Annotated in this window: 16 protein-coding genes; 7 read left to right on the forward strand and 9 right to left on the reverse strand. The window is 43.5% G+C overall.

All coding sequences use genetic code 11. The features are described from left to right. Positions 1 to 11: 11 nt before the first annotated feature. The 3 genes from F0145_RS02720 to rlmB all read left to right on the forward strand — a co-directional run bounded on the left by F0145_RS02720 (position 12) and on the right by rlmB (position 5,135). On the forward strand, positions 12 to 2,975 hold the full coding sequence (locus F0145_RS02720) for a glycosyltransferase family 117 protein (protein WP_150086595.1): 2,964 nt from the start codon (positions 12 to 14) through the stop codon (positions 2,973 to 2,975). A 157-nt stretch (positions 2,976 to 3,132) separates the two neighbouring features. Then, positions 3,133 to 4,356 (forward strand): GWxTD domain-containing protein, encoded by a 1,224-nt coding sequence (locus tag F0145_RS02725; protein ID WP_190277453.1) that lies wholly within the window; start codon positions 3,133 to 3,135, stop codon positions 4,354 to 4,356. Further along, on the forward strand, positions 4,326 to 5,135 hold the full coding sequence (rlmB, locus tag F0145_RS02730; RefSeq protein ID WP_150086598.1) for a 23S rRNA (guanosine(2251)-2'-O)-methyltransferase RlmB: 810 nt from the start codon (positions 4,326 to 4,328) through the stop codon (positions 5,133 to 5,135). The genes F0145_RS02725 and rlmB overlap by 31 nt, the downstream gene beginning before the upstream one ends. Positions 5,136 to 5,445: 310 nt before the next feature. Here the strand turns inward: rlmB and F0145_RS02735 are convergent, their stop codons facing one another. From F0145_RS02735 to F0145_RS02745, 3 genes are all read right to left on the reverse strand, one after another. Further along, positions 5,446 to 5,808: a hypothetical protein gene (locus tag F0145_RS02735; RefSeq protein WP_150086601.1), complete on the reverse strand. Its 363-nt coding sequence runs from the start codon at positions 5,806 to 5,808 to the stop codon at positions 5,446 to 5,448. A gap of 156 nt (positions 5,809 to 5,964) precedes the next feature. Then, positions 5,965 to 7,041, reverse strand: coding sequence for a mannose-1-phosphate guanylyltransferase (locus F0145_RS02740; RefSeq protein ID WP_223815779.1), 1,077 nt, complete (start codon positions 7,039 to 7,041; stop codon positions 5,965 to 5,967). Then, on the reverse strand, positions 7,041 to 8,012 hold the full coding sequence (locus F0145_RS02745) for a KpsF/GutQ family sugar-phosphate isomerase (protein ID WP_150086603.1): 972 nt from the start codon (positions 8,010 to 8,012) through the stop codon (positions 7,041 to 7,043). Before F0145_RS02745 ends, F0145_RS02740 begins: the two co-directional genes overlap by 1 nt. Before the next feature lie 82 nt (positions 8,013 to 8,094). Between F0145_RS02745 and recQ the strand changes: the two genes are divergently transcribed. Next, the gene (recQ, locus tag F0145_RS02750) at positions 8,095 to 10,275 is read left to right on the forward strand and encodes a DNA helicase RecQ (protein ID WP_150086605.1); all 2,181 of its coding nucleotides are present in this window, start codon (positions 8,095 to 8,097) and stop codon (positions 10,273 to 10,275) included. Positions 10,276 to 10,514: 239 nt separating this feature from the next. Then, positions 10,515 to 11,792, forward strand: a complete 1,278-nt coding sequence (purD, locus tag F0145_RS02755) for a phosphoribosylamine--glycine ligase (RefSeq protein ID WP_150086607.1) — start codon at positions 10,515 to 10,517, stop codon at positions 11,790 to 11,792. Between the two features lie 210 nt (positions 11,793 to 12,002). Here the strand turns inward: purD and F0145_RS02760 are convergent, their stop codons facing one another. Next, positions 12,003 to 12,419, reverse strand: a complete 417-nt coding sequence (locus F0145_RS02760; protein ID WP_150086857.1) for a BrxA/BrxB family bacilliredoxin — start codon at positions 12,417 to 12,419, stop codon at positions 12,003 to 12,005. A 253-nt stretch (positions 12,420 to 12,672) separates the two neighbouring features. Next, positions 12,673 to 13,290 carry a tetratricopeptide repeat protein gene (locus F0145_RS02765; RefSeq protein ID WP_150086609.1) on the reverse strand — a complete coding sequence of 206 codons (618 nt, stop codon included), beginning with the start codon at positions 13,288 to 13,290 and terminating at the stop codon, positions 12,673 to 12,675. A gap of 230 nt (positions 13,291 to 13,520) precedes the next feature. Here F0145_RS02765 and F0145_RS02770 point away from each other — a divergent pair, with 230 nt between their 5' ends. Continuing rightward, positions 13,521 to 14,588 (forward strand): aminotransferase class I/II-fold pyridoxal phosphate-dependent enzyme, encoded by a 1,068-nt coding sequence (locus F0145_RS02770; protein WP_223815780.1) that lies wholly within the window; start codon positions 13,521 to 13,523, stop codon positions 14,586 to 14,588. Positions 14,589 to 14,720: 132 nt separating this feature from the next. Beyond that, positions 14,721 to 15,953, forward strand: coding sequence for a nucleoside recognition domain-containing protein (locus F0145_RS02775; protein WP_150086610.1), 1,233 nt, complete (start codon positions 14,721 to 14,723; stop codon positions 15,951 to 15,953). A 267-nt stretch (positions 15,954 to 16,220) separates the two neighbouring features. On the opposite strand, the gene F0145_RS02780 is transcribed toward F0145_RS02775, so the two are convergent. The 4 genes from F0145_RS02780 to F0145_RS02795 all read right to left on the reverse strand — a co-directional run bounded on the left by F0145_RS02780 (position 16,221) and on the right by F0145_RS02795 (position 19,326). Then, positions 16,221 to 16,994: an enoyl-CoA hydratase-related protein gene (locus tag F0145_RS02780; protein ID WP_150086612.1), complete on the reverse strand. Its 774-nt coding sequence runs from the start codon at positions 16,992 to 16,994 to the stop codon at positions 16,221 to 16,223. A 48-nt stretch (positions 16,995 to 17,042) separates the two neighbouring features. Beyond that, positions 17,043 to 18,302 (reverse strand): aspartate kinase, encoded by a 1,260-nt coding sequence (locus F0145_RS02785; RefSeq protein ID WP_150086615.1) that lies wholly within the window; start codon positions 18,300 to 18,302, stop codon positions 17,043 to 17,045. 135 nt (positions 18,303 to 18,437) lie between these two features. Next, entirely contained in the window at positions 18,438 to 18,911 is a 474-nt protein-coding gene (locus F0145_RS02790; RefSeq protein WP_150086616.1) for a DUF5606 family protein, read from the reverse strand. A gap of 16 nt (positions 18,912 to 18,927) precedes the next feature. After that, complete coding sequence (locus F0145_RS02795) at positions 18,928 to 19,326, reverse strand: energy transducer TonB (protein WP_150086618.1); 399 nt, start codon at positions 19,324 to 19,326, stop codon at positions 18,928 to 18,930. Positions 19,327 to 19,367 lie beyond the last annotated feature (41 nt).

Genomic DNA, 19,367 nt, shown 5'->3' on the forward strand with positions numbered 1-19,367 from the left:
TAAAGTAGTTTATGAGTAGTTATAGCAGGATTAACAATATTTTAGGTTGGCTTGTCTTTCTTATTGCGGCCATTGTTTACGGACTTACCCTCGAACCTACCGCCAGTTTCTGGGATGCCGGTGAATTTATAGCCTGTTCTTATAAATTATTAGTGCCGCACCCGCCCGGAGCACCTTTTTATTTACTGGTAGCCCGCATCTTTTCTATGTTTGCCGGCGACAATGTGCTGTTAGTGGCACCGCTAATTAACTTTTTGTCGGGTTTGGTAAGTGCTTTTACGGTGCTTTTCCTGTTTTGGTCTATTACCATCATGGCCCGTAAAATGCTGGTGGGTAGAACCGCCGAACCAACTTTTGGCCAGACTTTATTAATTATGGGCAGCGGTGCGGTAGGTGCCCTGGCCTTTACTTTCAGCGATTCTTTCTGGTTTTCGGCGGTAGAGGCAGAGGTATACGGCATGTCGGCTTTCTTCTCGGCTTTCGTGTTCTGGGCCATGCTGAAGTGGGAAGGCAAAGCCCACGAGGTTTCTTCGGATAAATGGCTGATTATGATTGCCTATATGGTGGGCCTTTCTATTGGCGTACACTTGTTAAACTTACTGGCCATTCCGGCGCTGGCTTTTATTTATTATTACCGCAAAACCACCAAACCTACCCGCAAGGGCACAATTTATACTTTCCTGATTAGCTCCTTAATTATTGTGGTAATATTATGGGGTATTATTCCGGGTTTACCTTCGCTGGCCGGTTCTTTCGAGGTTTTTTTTATTAATAATATTGGCCTGCCGTTTAGCAGCGGTATTTTTATTTTCCTGGCTTTATTTGTTGGGTTAATTGTTTATGGTTTCCGGTATTCTATCCGGCATAATAACCGCTTTTTAAACACCGCTTTACTCAGCTTTGTGTTTATTTTAATTGGTTATTCGTCGTACATGATTATTCCTATCCGGTCGGCTTATGACCCAACCATCGACGAGAACGACCCCGAAAATATTGTAAGCTTTGTTTCTTACCTGAAGCGTGAACAATACGGCGACCGGCCTTTGCTGTACGGTCCGCAGTTTACCGCTGAAATTATTGACCAGGAACAAGGCGACCCGCGTTATGTAAAAGGCAAAGACAAATACGAAATTGTAGATTACAAACTAGAGGCGGTTTACGATCCCAAAGACATGAGTTTGCTGCCGCGTATTTACAGCAACCAGCCCATGCACATTCAGGAATACCAGAAATGGGTTCCTATTCAGCAAGGCCAAAAACCTACCATGGGCGAGAATTTGTCGTTTATGATGAAATACCAATTGGGCCACATGTACTGGCGGTATTTCCTGTGGAACTTTGTGGGCCGCGACAGCGATGTGCAAAATGCCGGCGTACTTTGGCCCACTGAATCGAGCCAGGGTTTACCCGAGCGGGTAGCCGATAGCAAAGCGCGCAATAATTTTTACATGCTGCCTTTCCTATTGGGTATTCTGGGCTTAATTTACCAAATCCGGAAAGACCAGCGCGATGCTTTTATTGTGGGATTGTTGTTTTTCTTTACCGGTTTAGCCATTGCTTTATACCTGAATCAGCCGCCGGTAGAGCCCCGCGAGCGGGATTATACGTTTGCCGGTTCGTTCTTTGCTTTCTCTATCTGGATTGGTTTAGGCGTGTTGGGTTTAGCCGATTTGCTAAGTAAATTTATAAAGAGCGATGTAGCGCGGGCAGCCGTGGTAACTTTGCTGTGCTTAAGCGTACCAATTATTATGGCTGCGCAAGGTTGGGACGACCATGACCGTTCAGACCGCTATCATTCCGTAGATTCGGCTAAAAACCTGTTAAGCTCGCTGGCACCAAATGCTATAATATTCACCAACGGCGATAACGATACGTTCCCGCTGTGGTACGCGCAAGAAGTTGAAGGTTTCCGGACCGACGTGCGGGTAGCCGTTTTAAGTTACCTGAATACCGATTGGTACATTGATCAAATGAAGCGCCGCTCTTATAAATCGGCACCGTTACCAATATCAATGGAAATCGAAAATTACCGTCAGGGCACCAACGATTATTTGCCTTTTGTGGAACGGCCCGAAGTAAAAGGCGGCATGGACCTGAAACGTTATCTGGCGCTGGTAAAAGATAACCACGAAGTACTGCAGGTAGCAGCCCAGAATGCTAAACCGTTTTTATCGTTACCAACCAAAGCTTTTACCTTAGATGTAGATAAAGCAGCAGTAATCCGGCATAACGCGGTGCCAAAAGATCGACAGGGCCAAATTCTGGACCAGCTAAGCTGGAATATTGGCAAATCAGCTATCGAGAAAAAGCACCTGGTAATTTTGGATATTCTGGCTACAAACAACTGGGAGCGGCCGGTATATTTTTCTACTACTACCAGTTCTTCGGATTATTTAAACCTGCAGCCGTATTTCCAGCTCGAAGGTTTGGCGTACCGCATTGTGCCGGTAAAAAATCCAGACCAGGAAGAAGAAGGTTACGTGGAAAAAGACATTATGTATAATAACATGATGAACAAGTTTAGCTGGCGTAACCTCGATAACCCCAATATTTTTTACGACGACAGCTACGTGAGTCAATTACCGCCGAATACCCGCGATAAATTCTATCGTCTGGCTACGGCTTACCTTCAAGCCGGCGACAAAGCTAAAGCCAAAGAAGTAATGGAGCGTTGCTTTACCGTAATGCCCGATAAATCGATTCCGTATGATTATTATACGCCGCAATTTATTGAGCCGCTGAATGCTGTAGGCGAACGGAAAAAAGCACTGGAAATAATGGATGTAATGTCTAAGCGGGCTAACAAAGCGCTGGCCTATTATGCCAACGACCCCAATAGCGCTTTATTCGACCGCGAAGTGCAAACCAACTTCATGATTTTGCAGCAACTGGTTATGTCGGCTAGGGCCTTAGGTTTAGAACAAAAAGCGGCCGAGTTAGAACAAACATTTATGAAATATTACGGTAACCGTTAATAGCTTCAAGTCAAATAAAAAACCGGTTCCGGCAGAACCGGTTTTTTTTATTTATTCTTATGGCTACTATCAGCAGAATATTAAATAAAAGGTATTTTAGCCATAGATGCAGCGCTGGTATTTACGTTTATGGTATAAAGACCTTTTAGCCGAAAAAATGAAAAGAATATTCACTTATTTTTTGATATTAGCCTTATTTTTCGGCGCATGCACACCGCGGCAGGCCTTATTCCGGCAAAACCTGGATTATGCTTATATACCCGCTACCACTATAGCTTACGATTACCTGGCCGATAAAGACAGTTTACAGGTTTTTCTGAAGTTTGCCGATGAAGGGTTATTTAAAGATTTACCCCAAAACCAGCTTAAACTATTGTATACCATTAGCCTGAGCTACGAACGGCCCGACATAATTCGGCGCGACTCGGTGCGGCAATTTGGTAAGCGTCTGCGTTTTAAAAATAATTTCGCGTACGTCGATTTTAAGCTGCCCACGGCAGGCATTACGCTGCCTTCGGTGTTGCAGTTGCAGATACCGCAGCACGTGGCCGAAGATGAATATTTATGGCTGGATATTCCGTTGCGGCGCGATGTACTTGCTAAAAAGTTGCTCTTGACAGATGCGAATACCGGGTTGCCCTTGTTTCGCGCGTATGTAAATACTTCCGAGACTTTTAAAATTAAATCTTCTGCTCCCATCAATAGCGTGCAGCTAAAGCAATACGAAACCGATTTTCCAGCAGCATTACCGCCTTTTTCGTTAAGCCAGAAAAAAGTTTCGCCTACTTTAAACCTGATCCGGACAAGTCAGATTCCGGTAGGAGAAAATATTAAATTAGACCAGGAAGGTTTGTTTGTGCTGGATGCCGGCGAGTCCAGTACCAGTATTATTTCGGTTGCCAACGAATACCCCGAACTAACAACCGCCCGCGAATTAATTGAACCTTTAATTTACATGACCAGTTCGGAAGAACGGAAAAAGTTGTACGAGGCCACCGAACCGAAAAAGGCGCTGGATCGTTTCTGGCTCGATATTGCGAACCAAAACCAAGAACTAGCCAAACGGCTGATTAAAGAATATTACCAGCGGGTAAAAGAAGCCAATATTTTTTTTAGTTCGCACAAAGACGGCTGGCTAACCGACCGCGGCATGTTGTATATTATTCTGGGAAAACCTACCGTGGTTAACCGACGGCTGGATGCCGAAGAATGGACGTATATTAACCGCAGACAAGGTGGCGCCACTTATAAATTTATTTTCATTAAAAAACCCAATACCTTTACACAAAATCACTACGAACTAATCCGGCGTCCGGAATACGAGTTTGTGTGGTACAGCACCGTAGAAAAATGGAGAAAAGGAACTATACTAGAGGAGTAAACCCCCGTGGCCCGCGCCGCGAAAAAGCAGATAATATTCAGATGATTTTTGGGCTGCGGCCCATAACCGAGGCTTTGCTGGCGGGCAAAGACTTGGAGCGCATATATTTGCAGAAAGGCCAGCGCAACAGCATGACCATTGAAATAACCGAACTGGCGCATAGAGCCAATGTGCCGGTTTCTATGGTTCCGCCCGAAAAACTGGATACCTTAACCCGTAAAAATCACCAGGGTGCCGTAGCTTATTTATCGGCGATTACTTATTTGCCTTTGGATAATATTGTGGCCGATATTTACGAGAAAGGTAAAACCCCGCTTATTTTAGTGCTCGACCGGATTACCGATGTGCGTAATTTTGGTTCGATTGCCCGTAACGCCGAGTGTATGGGTGTAGATGCCATTGTAATTCCTAGCCGTGGGGCCGCCCAAATTAACGGCGATGCTCTGAAAACTTCGGCCGGGGCCTTAAATATTGTGCCGGTTTGCCGCGAAAACAACTTAAAAGATACCTTAAACTTTCTGCAGAATTCGGGCATTCAGGTAGTAGCGTGTACCGAAAAAGGCGACGTTGATATTAATGCCGGTACCGTAGATTTAACCGGGCCAACGGCTATTTTAATGGGCAGCGAAGAAGACGGAATTTCGCCGGAATATTTAAAGAAAGCCGATGCGAAAGTTAAAATTCCGTTAGTAGGTCAAATTGGCTCTTTAAACGTTTCGGTAGCCAGCGGTATTATTTTGTTTGAAGTATTGCGGCAGCGGTTGGCCGTGCCGGGCTAAAATTAACTTTTATATAGGTAATCTATCAGCTAGTTCTAAACAGTAAACGAGCGGCCAGAATATTTTGAATATTCCGGCCGCTCGTTTGTTTTAATTACTTCGGGTTGGCTCTCTGCTAATTATACCAAGTAGTGTTTAAGCTTTCCATAAATATAATATAAAACCTCTCAATTGTCATGCTGAAAGCATCTATTGGTTAGAAAGTAAAGGAGGTAATTTTCGCTTTACTGGATTTACCTGTAAAGCCTTCTGTCCAATAGATCTTTCCAAGATGACAAAAAAGAATAGGACTGATATAAAAAAGTTTCTGCTAATCAGATTTACTCGTCCAGATTAATTCGGCAGCAGAAATATTGGGGCAAGGATCGTCGTTGGTGCAAATTATTAATTCGCCGGTGCAGGTATAATATTGCGGTATGCCATCTACGGCCGGCCCGGTTACCCAAGTTACAATAAGCTGCTGGTTGCCCGAATTAACCTTGTAAATTCTCAGGTTGCAGGCGTTGTTTTCGCACATATTGCTCTTCTCAAACGTTTCGACTTTAGCTTTTAGCCAGGATAAGTTATTTACGGGGTCTTTTATATCACAGGCAATTTCGGTGTCGTCGTTGTGCTCACACGAGACCAAGTTTAGCGAAAACAAGATTAACAAAACAGAGAAGCAGTTTTTCATGGGGCAATATTATTCCTTTCTGTAGATAAGAGCCCGGCAACCACTTAATAGTTGCACCATCCATTTAAAATTATTTGAATATTCCAGATCCTAGGAAAAATAAAAAGAGGCATTAAAATCTTAATGCCTCTTTTGGTGCTGCAATATTTTTAATATTTAATTATAGCCGCTGCCTTTTTTAGATTTTACATCGGCAACAAAGTCTTTTACCCGCTGCTCTTCATCTTTGGGGCAAATCATAAGTACATTGTCGTACTCGGCTACAATAAAGTTCTCCAGGCCATTTATTACTACCAGCCGTTCTTGCGGGGTTTTAATAATGCAATTGCGGGTATCGTATAAAAGCACATCGCCGTCTATTACGTTGCCAGCTTCGTCTTTATTGCCAATGCTGTACAACGAATTCCAGGTACCTAAATCTGACCAGCCAAAATCGCTTAAAAGCACAAATACGTTATCCGCTTTTTCCATAATGCCGTAATCGATAGAAATATTGCGGCAATGCGAGTAAGCCCGGTTAATAAATTCTTCTTCCTGGGGTTTGTTCAGGTACAACAAGCCTTCTTCAAATATTTCGGCTACTTCGCTTAAATATTGCCGGAAGGCATGCAGAATAGATTTTACGTTCCAGATAAAAATACCCGAATTCCAGACAAAGTCACCGCTATCTAAAAACATCTGGGCCAGTTCTAAGTTTGGCTTTTCGGTAAAGGTTTTTACTTTTTTAAGGTGCTGTCCGCCTTCAATAAACTGGATGTAGCCGTAACCGGTATCGGGGCGGCTTGGGGTAATGCCTAAAGTAAGTAATATTTCTTCTTTTCCGGCGGCGGTAATTGCCTCCTGAATAATCCGCACAAAAGCTTCTTCTTTCAGAATTACGTGATCGGCCGGGGCTACAACCAAAGTAGCGTTGGGGTTAATCTGGCTGATTTTAAAACTGGCATAGGCAATGGCCGGTGCGGTATTGCGCCCAATGGGTTCGCACAATATTTGGTTTTGCGTGAGGTGGGGCAGCTGCTCTTTTACCAAATCGCGGTAATCGGTGTTGGTTACAATGTAAATATTTTCGGGCGGACAAACATCCTGAAAACGTTTTACCGTCATTTGCAGCATACTGGCGCCAACGCCTAACACATCGTGAAACTGCTTGGGATTATTGGTGCGGCTAAAAGGCCAAAAGCGGCTGCCAATGCCACCAGCCATTATTACTACAAAAGTATCTTTGCTACTCATTAAATTAAGCCTTCTTTAAGTAAATCATGTAAGTGTACAAAGCCAGCAAAGTTACCAGATTTTGTTACAATTAGTTGGGTAATATTGCGTTTTTGCATTATTTCTAAAGCGGCGGTAGCATACTCATCGGCCTCAATGGTAAGCGGCGCCGCGGTCATAATATCGCTGGCCTGAATGGCTTGCAGCGAATCGTATTTGTTCAGCATCCGGCGCAAGTCGCCGTCAGTGATAATCCCGGTCAAAATACCATTTTCCTCGGTTAATACCGCCGTAGCACCTAATCTTTTAGACGAAATTTCAATAATTATTTCTTTTAGCACAGCCGTTTCAACTACTGCCGGAGCGGCATTTTGGGTATAAATATCGCTTACCCGCAAGTAAAGCTGTTTGCCCAAAGAGCCACCCGGATGCAAGTTGGCAAAATCGCGGCTGCTAAAATCCCGGGCTTCCAGCAAACAAACAGCCAGCGCATCGCCCAGCGCCAGGGCGGCCGTGGTACTGGAAGTAGGTGCCAGGTTGTGCGGGCAAGCTTCTTTTTCTACCGATGCATTTAAAATATAATCGGCTTGCTGGGCCAGGTAAGAACTGGGGTTGCCAACCAAGGCGGCTAATTTAGAACCTTTACGTTTGAGTAGCGGCACCAGTACCTTTACTTCGGGGGTGTTGCCGCTTTTAGAAATGCAGATTACAAAATCATCGGGTTGAATCATGCCAATATCGCCGTGAATGGCATCGGCGGCGTGCATAAACAAAGCAGGCGTGCCGGTAGAGTTAAGCGTAGCAACCATTTTGGCGGCTATATGAGCACTTTTGCCAATGCCGGTTATTACCACCCGGCCAGGCGTCTGTAATATGGCCTGTACACAAGCTTCAAAATCATCATCAATGAAATTTACAAGTCGCTGAATGGCTGCTGCTTCTTCCTGCAAAACATTTTTCGCGATTAATTTAATATTTTTTATTATTTTCAATTTAAATTTGTATTGGGCTAGAGAAATAGCTGAAATAAAATTAACGTAAATCTATTTTTATTAAAATACCCTTAAAGAACAAATGTTAGCCACACAAGAGTTACAGATTAAAGACAAATTAAAAGAAGTTTTTGGGTATAACCAATTCAGGGGAAATCAGGAGGCTATAATTAACAATATTATAAATGGTAACAATACGTTTGTTATCATGCCTACCGGGGCCGGAAAATCGTTGTGCTATCAGCTTCCCGCTCTTGTGCTACCAGGTACTGCCATTGTTATTTCGCCCCTGATTGCGCTCATGAAAAATCAGGTAGACCAGTTAAATGCCTTTGGCGTAAATGCGCAGTTCCTGAACTCAACGCTTACCAAAGCGGAAATGAATAAAGTTAAAAAGGAAACCATTAGCGGCGAGGTAAAACTGCTCTACGTAGCGCCCGAATCGCTGACGAAAGAAGAAACTTTAGATTTTCTGCAGAAAGCTAAAATATCGTTTGTGGCTATAGATGAGGCGCACTGTATTTCGGAATGGGGCCACGATTTCCGGCCGGAGTACCGTAAAATTAGAGGTATTATTGATAGTATTGGCGATTTGCCAATTATAGCACTTACCGCAACGGCCACTCCTAAAGTGCAGCTAGATATTCAGAAAAACTTGCAGATGGACGATGCTTCGGTGTTTAAATCGTCGTTTAATCGCACCAACTTATATTACGAGGTTCGGCCCAAGCACAATACCAAGAAACAGCTTATTCAATATATAAAGAAGCACAAAGGCAAAAGCGGTATTATTTATTGCCTGAGCCGCAAAAAAGTAGAAGAAATTGCCGAACTGTTGCGCGTGAACGATGTAAAAGCATTGCCTTATCACGCGGGCTTGGAACCGGGTATCCGGATGGCTAACCAGGATGCTTTCCTGAACGAAGACGCCGATGTAATTGTAGCCACCATTGCTTTCGGGATGGGCATTGATAAACCGGATGTACGCTTTGTAATTCACTACGATACTCCTAAATCTATTGAAGGCTATTACCAGGAAACCGGTCGGGGTGGCCGCGATGGTTTAGAAGGTAACTGCCTCATGTTTTACTCTTACGACGATATTGTAAAACTCGAAAAATTCAGCAAAGACAAACCGGTAACCGAACGCGATAATTCCAAATTATTATTGCAGGAAATGGCCGCTTACGCCGATTCGGCAGTTTGCCGCCGGAAGCAACTGCTGCATTATTTTGGCGAAATTTTTGAAAAGGACTGCGGCTTTTGCGATAACTGCGTGCACCCGAAAGAGCGTTTTGAAGCCGGCGAGGAAGTATTATTAGCCCTGAAAGCCGCGGTACAAACCGAACAGCGCTTTGGTATGGACCACCTGGTGGCGGTACTTACCGGCATGAAAGACCAGTACGTTGAAAGCTACTCGCACGACCAACTGGAGGTTTATGGCAAAGGTAACGAACAAGATGCCCAGTTCTGGAATTCCGTTATCCGGCAAATTTTACTATCCGGGTTCCTGGAAAAAGATATTGAGAACATAGGCGTATTAAAAGTTACGCAAAAAGGCTACGACTTTATACAGGGCCCGCACCCGATTAAACTGGCCAAAGACCACAACTTCGAAGAAGAAGTACAGAAAGAAGAAGAAAAAGAAGAAATTCAGTCTTCGGCCGGCCACGATACGGTACTGTTTGATATGCTGAAGGCGCTTCGGAAAAAAATGGCTAACCAACTGAACTTGCCCCCTTACGTGCTTTTTCAGGACCCTTCTTTAAAAGAAATGGCCACTACTTACCCCACCAAAAAAGAAGACTTGGCCCACATTAGCGGCGTGGGTATGGGTAAGGTGCAGAAGTTTGGCAAGCCTTTTATGGATTTGATTACTAAGTATGTAGAAGATAACGATATTGTTACGGCTGCCGATGTAGTGGTAAAATCAGCCGTTAATAAATCTAAAATCAAAATCTATATTATTCAGCAGATAGATAAAAAAATGGATTTGGAAGAAATTGCGGCTTCCAAAGACATTACCATGGCCGAACTAATTGAAGAAATAGAACATATTTGTTATTCCGGTACCAAATTAAACCTGAACTATTACATAGACGAGGTATTGGACGAAGAGCGGCAGGAAGAAATTTACGATTATTTTATGCAAGCCAGCACCGATAACATAGCCGTAGCCTTAAAAGAACTGGGTACCGACGATTACACCGAAGAAGATTTACGCCTGATGCGCATTAAGTTCTTGTCGGAATACGCAAATTAAACGGTTGTAAGGTTGAATTGCTAAATGGTTAAATTATTGATGATTTAGAACATTTAATATAGCCAAGACATAAAGCTGACTCATTCTGGGTCAGCTTTTTTGTTTCCGGCGGTTTATTTTCCATTAATTTTCCGGCACGAATAAGAGAACGCTTTTGGAAAATTGGTAACTTCGCCGCGCAAGCACCTATTATTTAAAAAAGCTGTTTAGCAATTTAACCATTTAACAATTCAGCCATAATGAATATTTTAATAATCGGATCGGGTGGAAGAGAACATGCCTTGGCCTGGAAATTACGCCAAAGCGAGTATGCTGAAAAAATTTTTGTGGCACCGGGCAATGCCGGTACGGCCCAGGTAGCTACCAATGTTGATATAGCCACCACCGATTTTGAAGTGCTTGCCAAATTTGCCGACGATTATGATGTTATGATGGTGGTAGTGGGGCAGGAGGCAGCCTTGGTAGCCGGTATTCACGATTATTTCAAGAAACTGGAAAATTCGCGGCATATATTGGTAGTTGGGCCTTGTAAAGATGGCGCGCAACTGGAAGGAAGCAAAGACTTCTCGAAACAGTTTATGCAGCGGCACAATATTCCGACAGCCCGCTACGCCACCTTCACCGAAGCCAATTATGTAGATGCCATTAGTTATTTAGAGAATCATCGGTATCCGGTGGTGTTAAAAGCCGATGGTTTGGCTGCTGGCAAAGGCGTGGTAATTGCCCAGAATTTTGAAGAAGCCAGCCAGCAACTGGAAGGCATGCTGCATTTACGGCGGTTTGGTGAGGCTGGCAGCAAAGTAGTAATTGAAGAGTTTTTAGAAGGTATTGAGTTATCGGCTTTTATTTTAACCGATGGCAAAGAATATATTTTACTACCCGAAGCCAAAGATTACAAGAGAATTGGGGAAGGCGATACCGGCCTGAATACCGGTGGCATGGGCGCTATATCGCCGGTGCCGTTTGCCGATGCTACTTTTATGCAGAAAGTAGAAGAACGCATTATTAAACCTACTTTAGCCGGATTACAAGCCGATAATATTTCTTATTCCGGATTTCTGTTTATTGGTTTAATGAAAGTTAACGACGAGCCGTACGTAATTGAGTACAACGTACGGTTAGGCGACCCCGAAACCGAAGCCATTTTGCCCCGCATTAAAACCGATTTATTTGAGTTGTTCCGGGCTTTACACGACGGCGAACTGAATAATTTTAAATTGGAAATTGATCCGCGTACCGCCGCCACCATTATGCTGGTAGCTGGCGGATACCCCGAAGACTACAAAAAAGGCGATGTTATTTCGGGTTTGGAAGTGCCCGGCGAGGTATTAACATTTCATGCGGGCACTGCCCAAAACGACAAAGGCCAGATTACTACCAACGGCGGCCGGGTTATAGCTTTAACAGCTTTAGGTAATAATTTGCCCGATGCTTTAGCCAAAGCCACCACTGCCGCCGAAAAAATTACCTGGAACAACCGGTATTACCGCAAAGATATTGGCTTCGATTTACAGTAACAGTTAGCAGTTAACAATAAGCAATAAACAGTTAACAGTAAATCGCAAAAGAGATAGGTAATATTTTAAATCAGTTTTCTATATAATAGGGCTGGTTGGTAGAAGAAGGAGTTTAGAGATAGAAAAATAAAAAAGGGCCGCTGTTAAAGCGGCCCTTTTTATTCTGAAATCAGTGTAATCTGAAAAATCAGTGTTAATCAGTAGTCTGGACTAGCAATACTCTTCGAACGCGCCTTTCAGGTTATCTACAATTCTTACCAGGTCGTTGCCTTCAATGTGGTACCGCTCGATCATGTGCACCAGCTCGCCATTTTTAAATAAAGCAATAGACGGCGACGATGGTGGATAAGGCAGCATGTGCTCGCGGGCTTTAGCTACCGCTTCGGTTTCCATACCGGCAAAAACAGTTACCAATTTAGTCGGGCGCTTATCGGCGGCCGAAACAGCCATTTTTAAGGCCGGACGGGCTTTAGCTGCGGCACAACCACAAACCGAATTAACGGCTACTAAAACAGTACCTTCGCTCTCCGAAAGAACCTTTTCTACTTCTTCGGAGGTCATTAATTGCTCAAAGCCAGCAGAAGTTAAATCTTCGCGAATTGGGGCTACCATATATTCAGGATACATTCCCATATTATTCTCTATTTTAAATTAAAATTAAATACGTTACAAAAATACATAAAACCTTATCTAACCCAAAAGGTTCAAGATTGGAATTTATATACAAACAACGTTAGAAGCAAATAAGATTCGTATTAGCATAATTTATATGCTTCAGGTTTTTACTTAGTTTTAGCGGAGCACTTTTTATGTCTAGCTTATTTACTATTGTATTGGAGTTATTGCCTAAGTTTTGCGCCTGTTGTTAAAGCGCTGTAATTTACCGGCACTTTTGAGCCAGCATAATTTTGGCTTTGCTATGTCCCATATTTTCTGCTTTTTGCCAACTCGTACAACTAGCCTGGCGGTTACCCATATTATATTGGGCCATACCCAATAAATAATACGCCGATGCATCAGTGGGGTTAAGGGATATAACTTGCGTAAAATCCTGCACGGCATCTTTATTATTTTGGCGTAAACCTTGCGCCAGGCCGCGGTTGTAATAAGCCGCCGTAAAAGATTTATTTAAAGTTATGGCCCGGGTATAATCCACAATGGCCGCTTGCTGCTGGTTTAATCCAGCTTTTGCTAAACCCCTGTTATAATATGCTTCGGCATTCTTCGGGTCCAAAGCCAAGGCTATATTATAGTCCTCAACAGCCTGGCTAAACTTTTTTAAACCGGCCTTGCTTAAGCCCCGGTTGTTATAGGCTTGTACCAAATCTGGTTGCTGGGCAATGGCTTTAGAATATTCCGTAATGGCTGCTTCAAACTTTTGTGCTGCAAAATAGCTGTTACCCGCCTCCAGGTAATTTTTAGCTTTTTGGGCTTCGGTCTGCGTGGCAGCTATAATAATCAGAAAAAGAATAGAAACTAAAATGTAAAATTTCTGCATCTACAATTTTTAATATTTATATCTGCTAAATTATATATTTTTCTGATTAATGCATGCTGCTACCTATTCATCCTGCAGTGTTTTTGCTTAGTTTTCTTGTGTGTAATTCCGAAAATTGGCTATGTAAATATTATATAAAGCCTGAGCAAAATTGATTAAATGTTGGAATGTGTGCTTTTCTTATTTAAGTTTAAGAGAAAGGTCTGTACTGTTATAAATCGCTCATTCGGGTGTCCGCGCAAATATTAAATTCGGAAGAGTTACCTGGCCGAACCTTAACGGCCAACGGCCGGGAATATTTGTATTTCAGCGGCACTTCTTACCTGGGCATGTCCCGCAACCAAAAATTTCAGGCGTTACTACAAGCAGGGTTCAGACAATACGGGCTAAATTATTCCAGTTCGCGGTTGTCTAATGTGCAATTGGCGGTTTTCGAAGAAACCGAAAACTATTTGGCAACTTATACCGGGGCCGAAGCGGCACTAACCGTATCGTCGGGGTTTCTGGCGGGGCAATTGGTGGTGCAGGCGTTGGCAGGCAGCGGTACTTTTATTTACGGCCCACGCACCCACCCAGCCTTGTGGCAAACAACCTATACTGCCAATAACCTGAGTTTCGAAGAATGGGCTACCCAGTTACCCTCTAATATTTCTACCGCAGACGCCAACAATATTTTTATTTTATTTAATTCTCTCGATCCTTTACTGGCTAAAAAGCATGATTTGTCCTGGCTAAACAAGCTAGAAACAACAAAAAATATTACCTTAATTATTGATGATTCGCATGGTTTGGGTGTAACCGGCCAGAATGGAGCGGGTATTTACAGCGAGTTGGTTTTGCCACCGGCCATAAAATTAATTGTAGTAAGTTCGTTGGGTAAGGCATTGGGTATTCCGGGTGGCGTTATTTTAGCCGATGCGGCTACTATTCAAAGGTTAAAGCAGCACCCTTTTTTTGGTGGAGCCTCGCCGGTGGTGCCGGCTTATTTGTACGCTTTTATGCAGGCCGCCAATATTTATGAAGAAGCCCGGGCGCAGCTCTTCCTGAATATTAATTATTTCTTATCTGGTCTAAAAGACAGAACGCTCTTCCAAAGTTTTCCAGATTATCCGGTGTTTTATACTGCCCAAAAGCAATTGTACCAATATTTGCTGGCGCACGATATTCTAATTTCCAGTTTTGCCTATCCTACACCCCAGCATGAACCCGTAACCCGCATTATTCTAAATAGTTTACATACCAAAGCCGATATTGATAAACTGACCAGCCTGATAAATAAATATTCTGCTGAAATTTAAAGCACAGAAGCAACAATAATTTAATAAACCACTGCGCAAGAGCAATTAAAAAGTTTCTGTCCGATTTAACTACCTTTCCGGAAGAAGCAGTATCTTGTCGGCTATATTTTTGATGAAATTTCGGAAGCGTACATGGCTTTAAATTACCTCTGGATTGCCTTTTTCCTGATTGCTTTTGTTATTGCCCTTTTTAAGCTGATATTTTTTCAGGATACCGCCATTTTCCAGGCTTTGGTAACCAGCACCTTCGATAATGCCAAAACCGGTTTCGAAATATCGCTGGGCTTAACCGGGGTAATGACTTTGTGGCTGGGCCTGATGAAAATAGGGGAGCGGGGTGGTATTGTGGCACTCTTGGCCAAAGCCGTGGGGCCTTTTTTTAACCGCATTTTCCCGGACTTACCCAAGAACCACCCGGTTTTCGGTTCTATTCTCATGAATTTTTCGGCCAACATGCTGGGCCTGGATAATGCGGCTACCCCGCTGGGCCTCAAAGCCATGAAAGAAATGCAGGAGCTAAACCCTACGAAGGAAACAGCTTCTAACCCGCAAATAATGTTTCTGGTGCTTAACACGGCCGGTCTTACCATTATTCCGATTAGTGTAATTGTTTACCGCACCCAAATGGGCGCCGCCGACCCAACCGATATTTTTATTCCGGTTTTGCTTACCACGCTTATCACGGCTTTCTTTAGTTTAATTCTGGTAGCCATTTACCAGCGCATCAATTTATTCGATTGGGTAATAATGGCTTACCTGGGCACGGCTTTTTTACTCATTGGACTAGTGATTTTTTACATGTCCGCCCAAACCCAGGAACGCGTAGCTTTAATATCGCAGGTAGCCAGTAATATTATATTATTTAGCATTATTGTTTCTTTCATTGCCTTGGCCTGGCTGCGGAAAGTAAACGTGTACGATGCTTTTATCGAAGGGGCCAAAGAAGGCTTTGGCGTTTCTATTAATATTATTCCGTATCTGGTAGCTATGCTGGTGGCCATTGGCGTTTTCCGGGCTTCGGGCGCTCTGGATATGATAGTAAACGGCATGGGCTGGGCTTTTGCCCAAATGGGCTTCGATACCGAATTTGTGCCGGCCTTACCCGTAGCATTTATGAAACCCCTGAGCGGCAGCGGCGCCCGCGGACTGATGCTGGATGCGATGAAAACTTACGGCGCCGATTCGTTTGTCGGGCGGGTGGCCTCCTGTATTCAGGGCGGTACCGAAACTACTTTTTATATTCTCGCGGTTTACTTCGGCTCAGTTGGTATTCGTAATACGCGCTACTCCGTTACCTGCGGTCTAATTGCTGATTTTGTGGGGGCTGTGATTGCTATTTTATTGGCTTACTTGTTCTTTAAGTAATAAATATTGGGAAAAGTTAATGATTAAATTAATTGGTGTTTAATAAATTTTGAAAAAGAGGTAAGTAATCCACTCGTGTCATTCAGGAGGAAACTATTTGGCTGCCTGCTAAATAGTTTCCTCCTGAATGACATGGGTGGGCTCCATAGCCTTGTAAATAATATACTAGCAGCCTTGTAAATGGTGTACAGGCAAATATTACATTTCACTAGTTAATTTAACCAGTTATTTCCACCAGTTATTTGAAGAACAAAAAAGCTAATTATATTACCTTCCCTTGAAATCCGGCTTACGTTTTTGAATAAAAGCTTCCATGCCTTCTTTCTGATCTTCGGAGGCGAAAGCCAGGTAAAAGTTTTTGCGCTCAAAATAAAGGCCTTCTTCCAACGAAGATTCAAAAGACCGCAGCACGGCTTCTTTGGCCAGGCGAACCGCTACCGGCGATTGCTGTGCAATTTCGGCGGCTAGTTTAAAAGCTTCTTCCAGGTATAATTCTACGGGTACCACCCGGTTCACCAAGCCGTACTTTTCGGCTTCTTCCGCGGAAATAAATTTGCCCGTGAGTACCATTTCCATGGCTTTAACTTTGCCGAGCGCGCGGGTTAAGCGTTGGGTACCACCGGCCCCGGGTAGCACCCCAATTTTTATCTCAGGCTGACCAAACAAAGCGGTTTCGGAGGCAATAATCATGTCGCAGGTCATGGCTAGTTCACAGCCCCCACCCAACGCAAAACCTGATACGGCAGCAATAATGGGCTTCCTGGTTTTTTTAATTTGGTCCCAGGTGGCAAACTGGTCTTGTAGGAGCATGTCAATAGCCGATTTATCGGCCATTTGTTTTATATCGGCACCGGCAGCAAAAGCTTTTTCGTTGCCGGTTAAAATTATTACCCGCACACTTTCGTCCTGGTCTAAGGCTAGTAAAGCATCGCGTAGTTCGCTCATTAGTTGCGGACTGAGCGCATTCAATTCTTTGGGCCGATTAAATTCTATTAAAGAGATATGCTCCCGAATCTGGTTGGTTACTTTAATAAATTCCATAGCGTAGCCTTTTAGATTTAAACAAATTATTCTTCAACGGGCAAATATTTATTCTTTTTCGCGGCACACAAACTGAAAAGTAGAGCGGGTGCGTTGTTCGAGTAATATTTCTTTGCCGTTGGTCAGGTGGTTAATGCTGTCTTCGGTATAATTTTTAATAGTGTACAACAACAGCCCGGCGTTGTAATGAAAAATAAATTGCTCTTGTAACTGTTCTTGTAGCAATTGCAGCCGGTCGGCGTCGTAATCGGTACATACCGAAAACGATATGGCGGAGTTTTGCATCAAATTTATTTTAAACCGCAGTTCGGCCAGCGCGTTAAAAATAGCGCTTAAATTTCGCTCCGAAACAAACGTAAAATCCCGTACGCCAAACGACAGCAAACACTGGTTACCCTTCCGGATAAAAGCCGGCACTAGCTTTTCGTGTTTAGAATCTTTTATAACCGTGCCGGGTTCCTGCGGCTGCAAAAACGATTTTACATACAACGGAATTTGGCGGTTGGCCAGCGGTTTAATGGTTTTGGGGTGAATAACGCTGGCACCGTAATAGGCCATTTCTACCGTTTCCTGGTAAGATATTTCGTCGTACTTATGCGTGCGCAAAAAATATTTAGGATCAGCGTTTAAAAAGCCGGCTACGTCTTTCCAGATGGTAAGCGACTCGGCTTGCAGGCAGTAAGCAAATATTGCTCCGCTAAAATCCGAACCTTCGCGGCCTAGCGTGGTAGTGCGGTTTTCGGCAGCGCCGCCCAAAAAGCCTTGGGTAATAATTATTTTATCTTGTAACAAAGGCGCTACTTTATCTTGCATATTTTTTTCGGTAGTAGCCCAATCTACGCGGGCTTCGCGCCAACCGCAATCCGTAGCAATGCATGTGCGGCAATCTAACCAAGCTGCCGGAAAACCAGCGTGGGCTAAATAATGGTAAAGAATAACAGATGATATTAATTCGCCTTGGCTAACTATTTGGTCATAGTGTTCGTCTGGCGGGCCGGCGGGTAGGTTTTGCAAATATTGCCGGATTTGGGAAAACTGATCTTGCAAATGCGCAAACACCGGGTGCTGGTTATCCGGGAATAATTCGGTGGTTATTTGGCGGTGGTAATATTCTATTTTTTGTAGCGCGGGTTCATAGTCCTGGTGGTTTTCCGCCAATTGGAAAACTTCTTCCAATGCATTGGTGGTTTTACCCATAGCCGAAACCACAATTAAAAGTGGGCCCGAATACTGCTGCACAATGGCGGCCACATTTATTACAGCCGCTGCATCTTTTACCGAAGCACCACCAAACTTAAATACTTTCATATTTTTATTTTAAACCAAACCTCTTGAATTAGTTGGTAAGTTATTTAAATATTCAGGACGAGGAAAAAGGAGAGGGCCACGGGCAAAAAAAAATCCTCTTGCGAGGATTCTTATTTTTTAACCGAACTTGGGTTATTATTTTGTTTTAGCTGCAGTTTCTGCTTTGTCTTCGGCCGTTTCGGGTTCCGGAGCAATATTTTCTTCGGCAGCGGCCTCGGTAAACGGTACGTGTTTGCTTACAATATTATACCAGCCGGTAATCTTTTTAATATCCGATATATAAACGCGTTCGCGGTCGTAGTCCGGCACAATGGTTTCCATAAACTGGGTTAGCTCCGCATTCGACGATTTTGGGTTAACCTTTATTTCCGGGCCTTCCTGCTGGCGAATCCGTTCGAAAACTTCTGCCAATGGCAGGGTTTCTTCGGTATTTTGCTGGTAAACAGATATTTCGCTCAACAACGAGATGCGGTGCTTTGCCTGTGCGACAAAACGATTATTTTTTTCATCCAAAGTTTCCACCACTATACCATTGCGCGATGGACTTACCACCCGGTATAAGCCGCTCATACCGGCAATAGAAGCAATATCTTTTAAATCAACAGGCATAAATAACGTTTAAGTTTTAAAGTTTAAAGTTAATAGGAATACTTGTATTCAGGCTATAACCAGGCGCTTTAAATTTTAACAGCTTTACTAATCTTAAAGCCTCGGCACCTAAACCGCCGCTGGCATCTTTCACTATTTTGTGGCTGGCAGTAGAGCCATCTTCGTTTAGCACAAAGCTTACAATAATTTGGCCGGCAATGCGGTTACGTTTGGCTAATGGCGGATAAACCATTTCTTTGTTAATAAATTCGTACATCGCCTCCTGGCCGCCTTCGTAAAATTCGGCTACCGGTACTTTGTTAGTAGGGGGCGGGCTTTGTAGTTTAACAGTTGCTGCCGGGGTAGTGGTTTGGGCCGAAGCTGAAAAACCAGCCAACAGCAGAAAAGCGCAAAAACCTAAAACTTTTAATTTCATAAAACTTTAATATTATTTACAATGGGTTAACAACGTCTCTT

Origin of the sequence: Adhaeribacter rhizoryzae (assembly GCF_008629685.1) — a bacterium.
GTDB lineage: Bacteria > Bacteroidota > Bacteroidia > Cytophagales > Hymenobacteraceae > Adhaeribacter > Adhaeribacter rhizoryzae.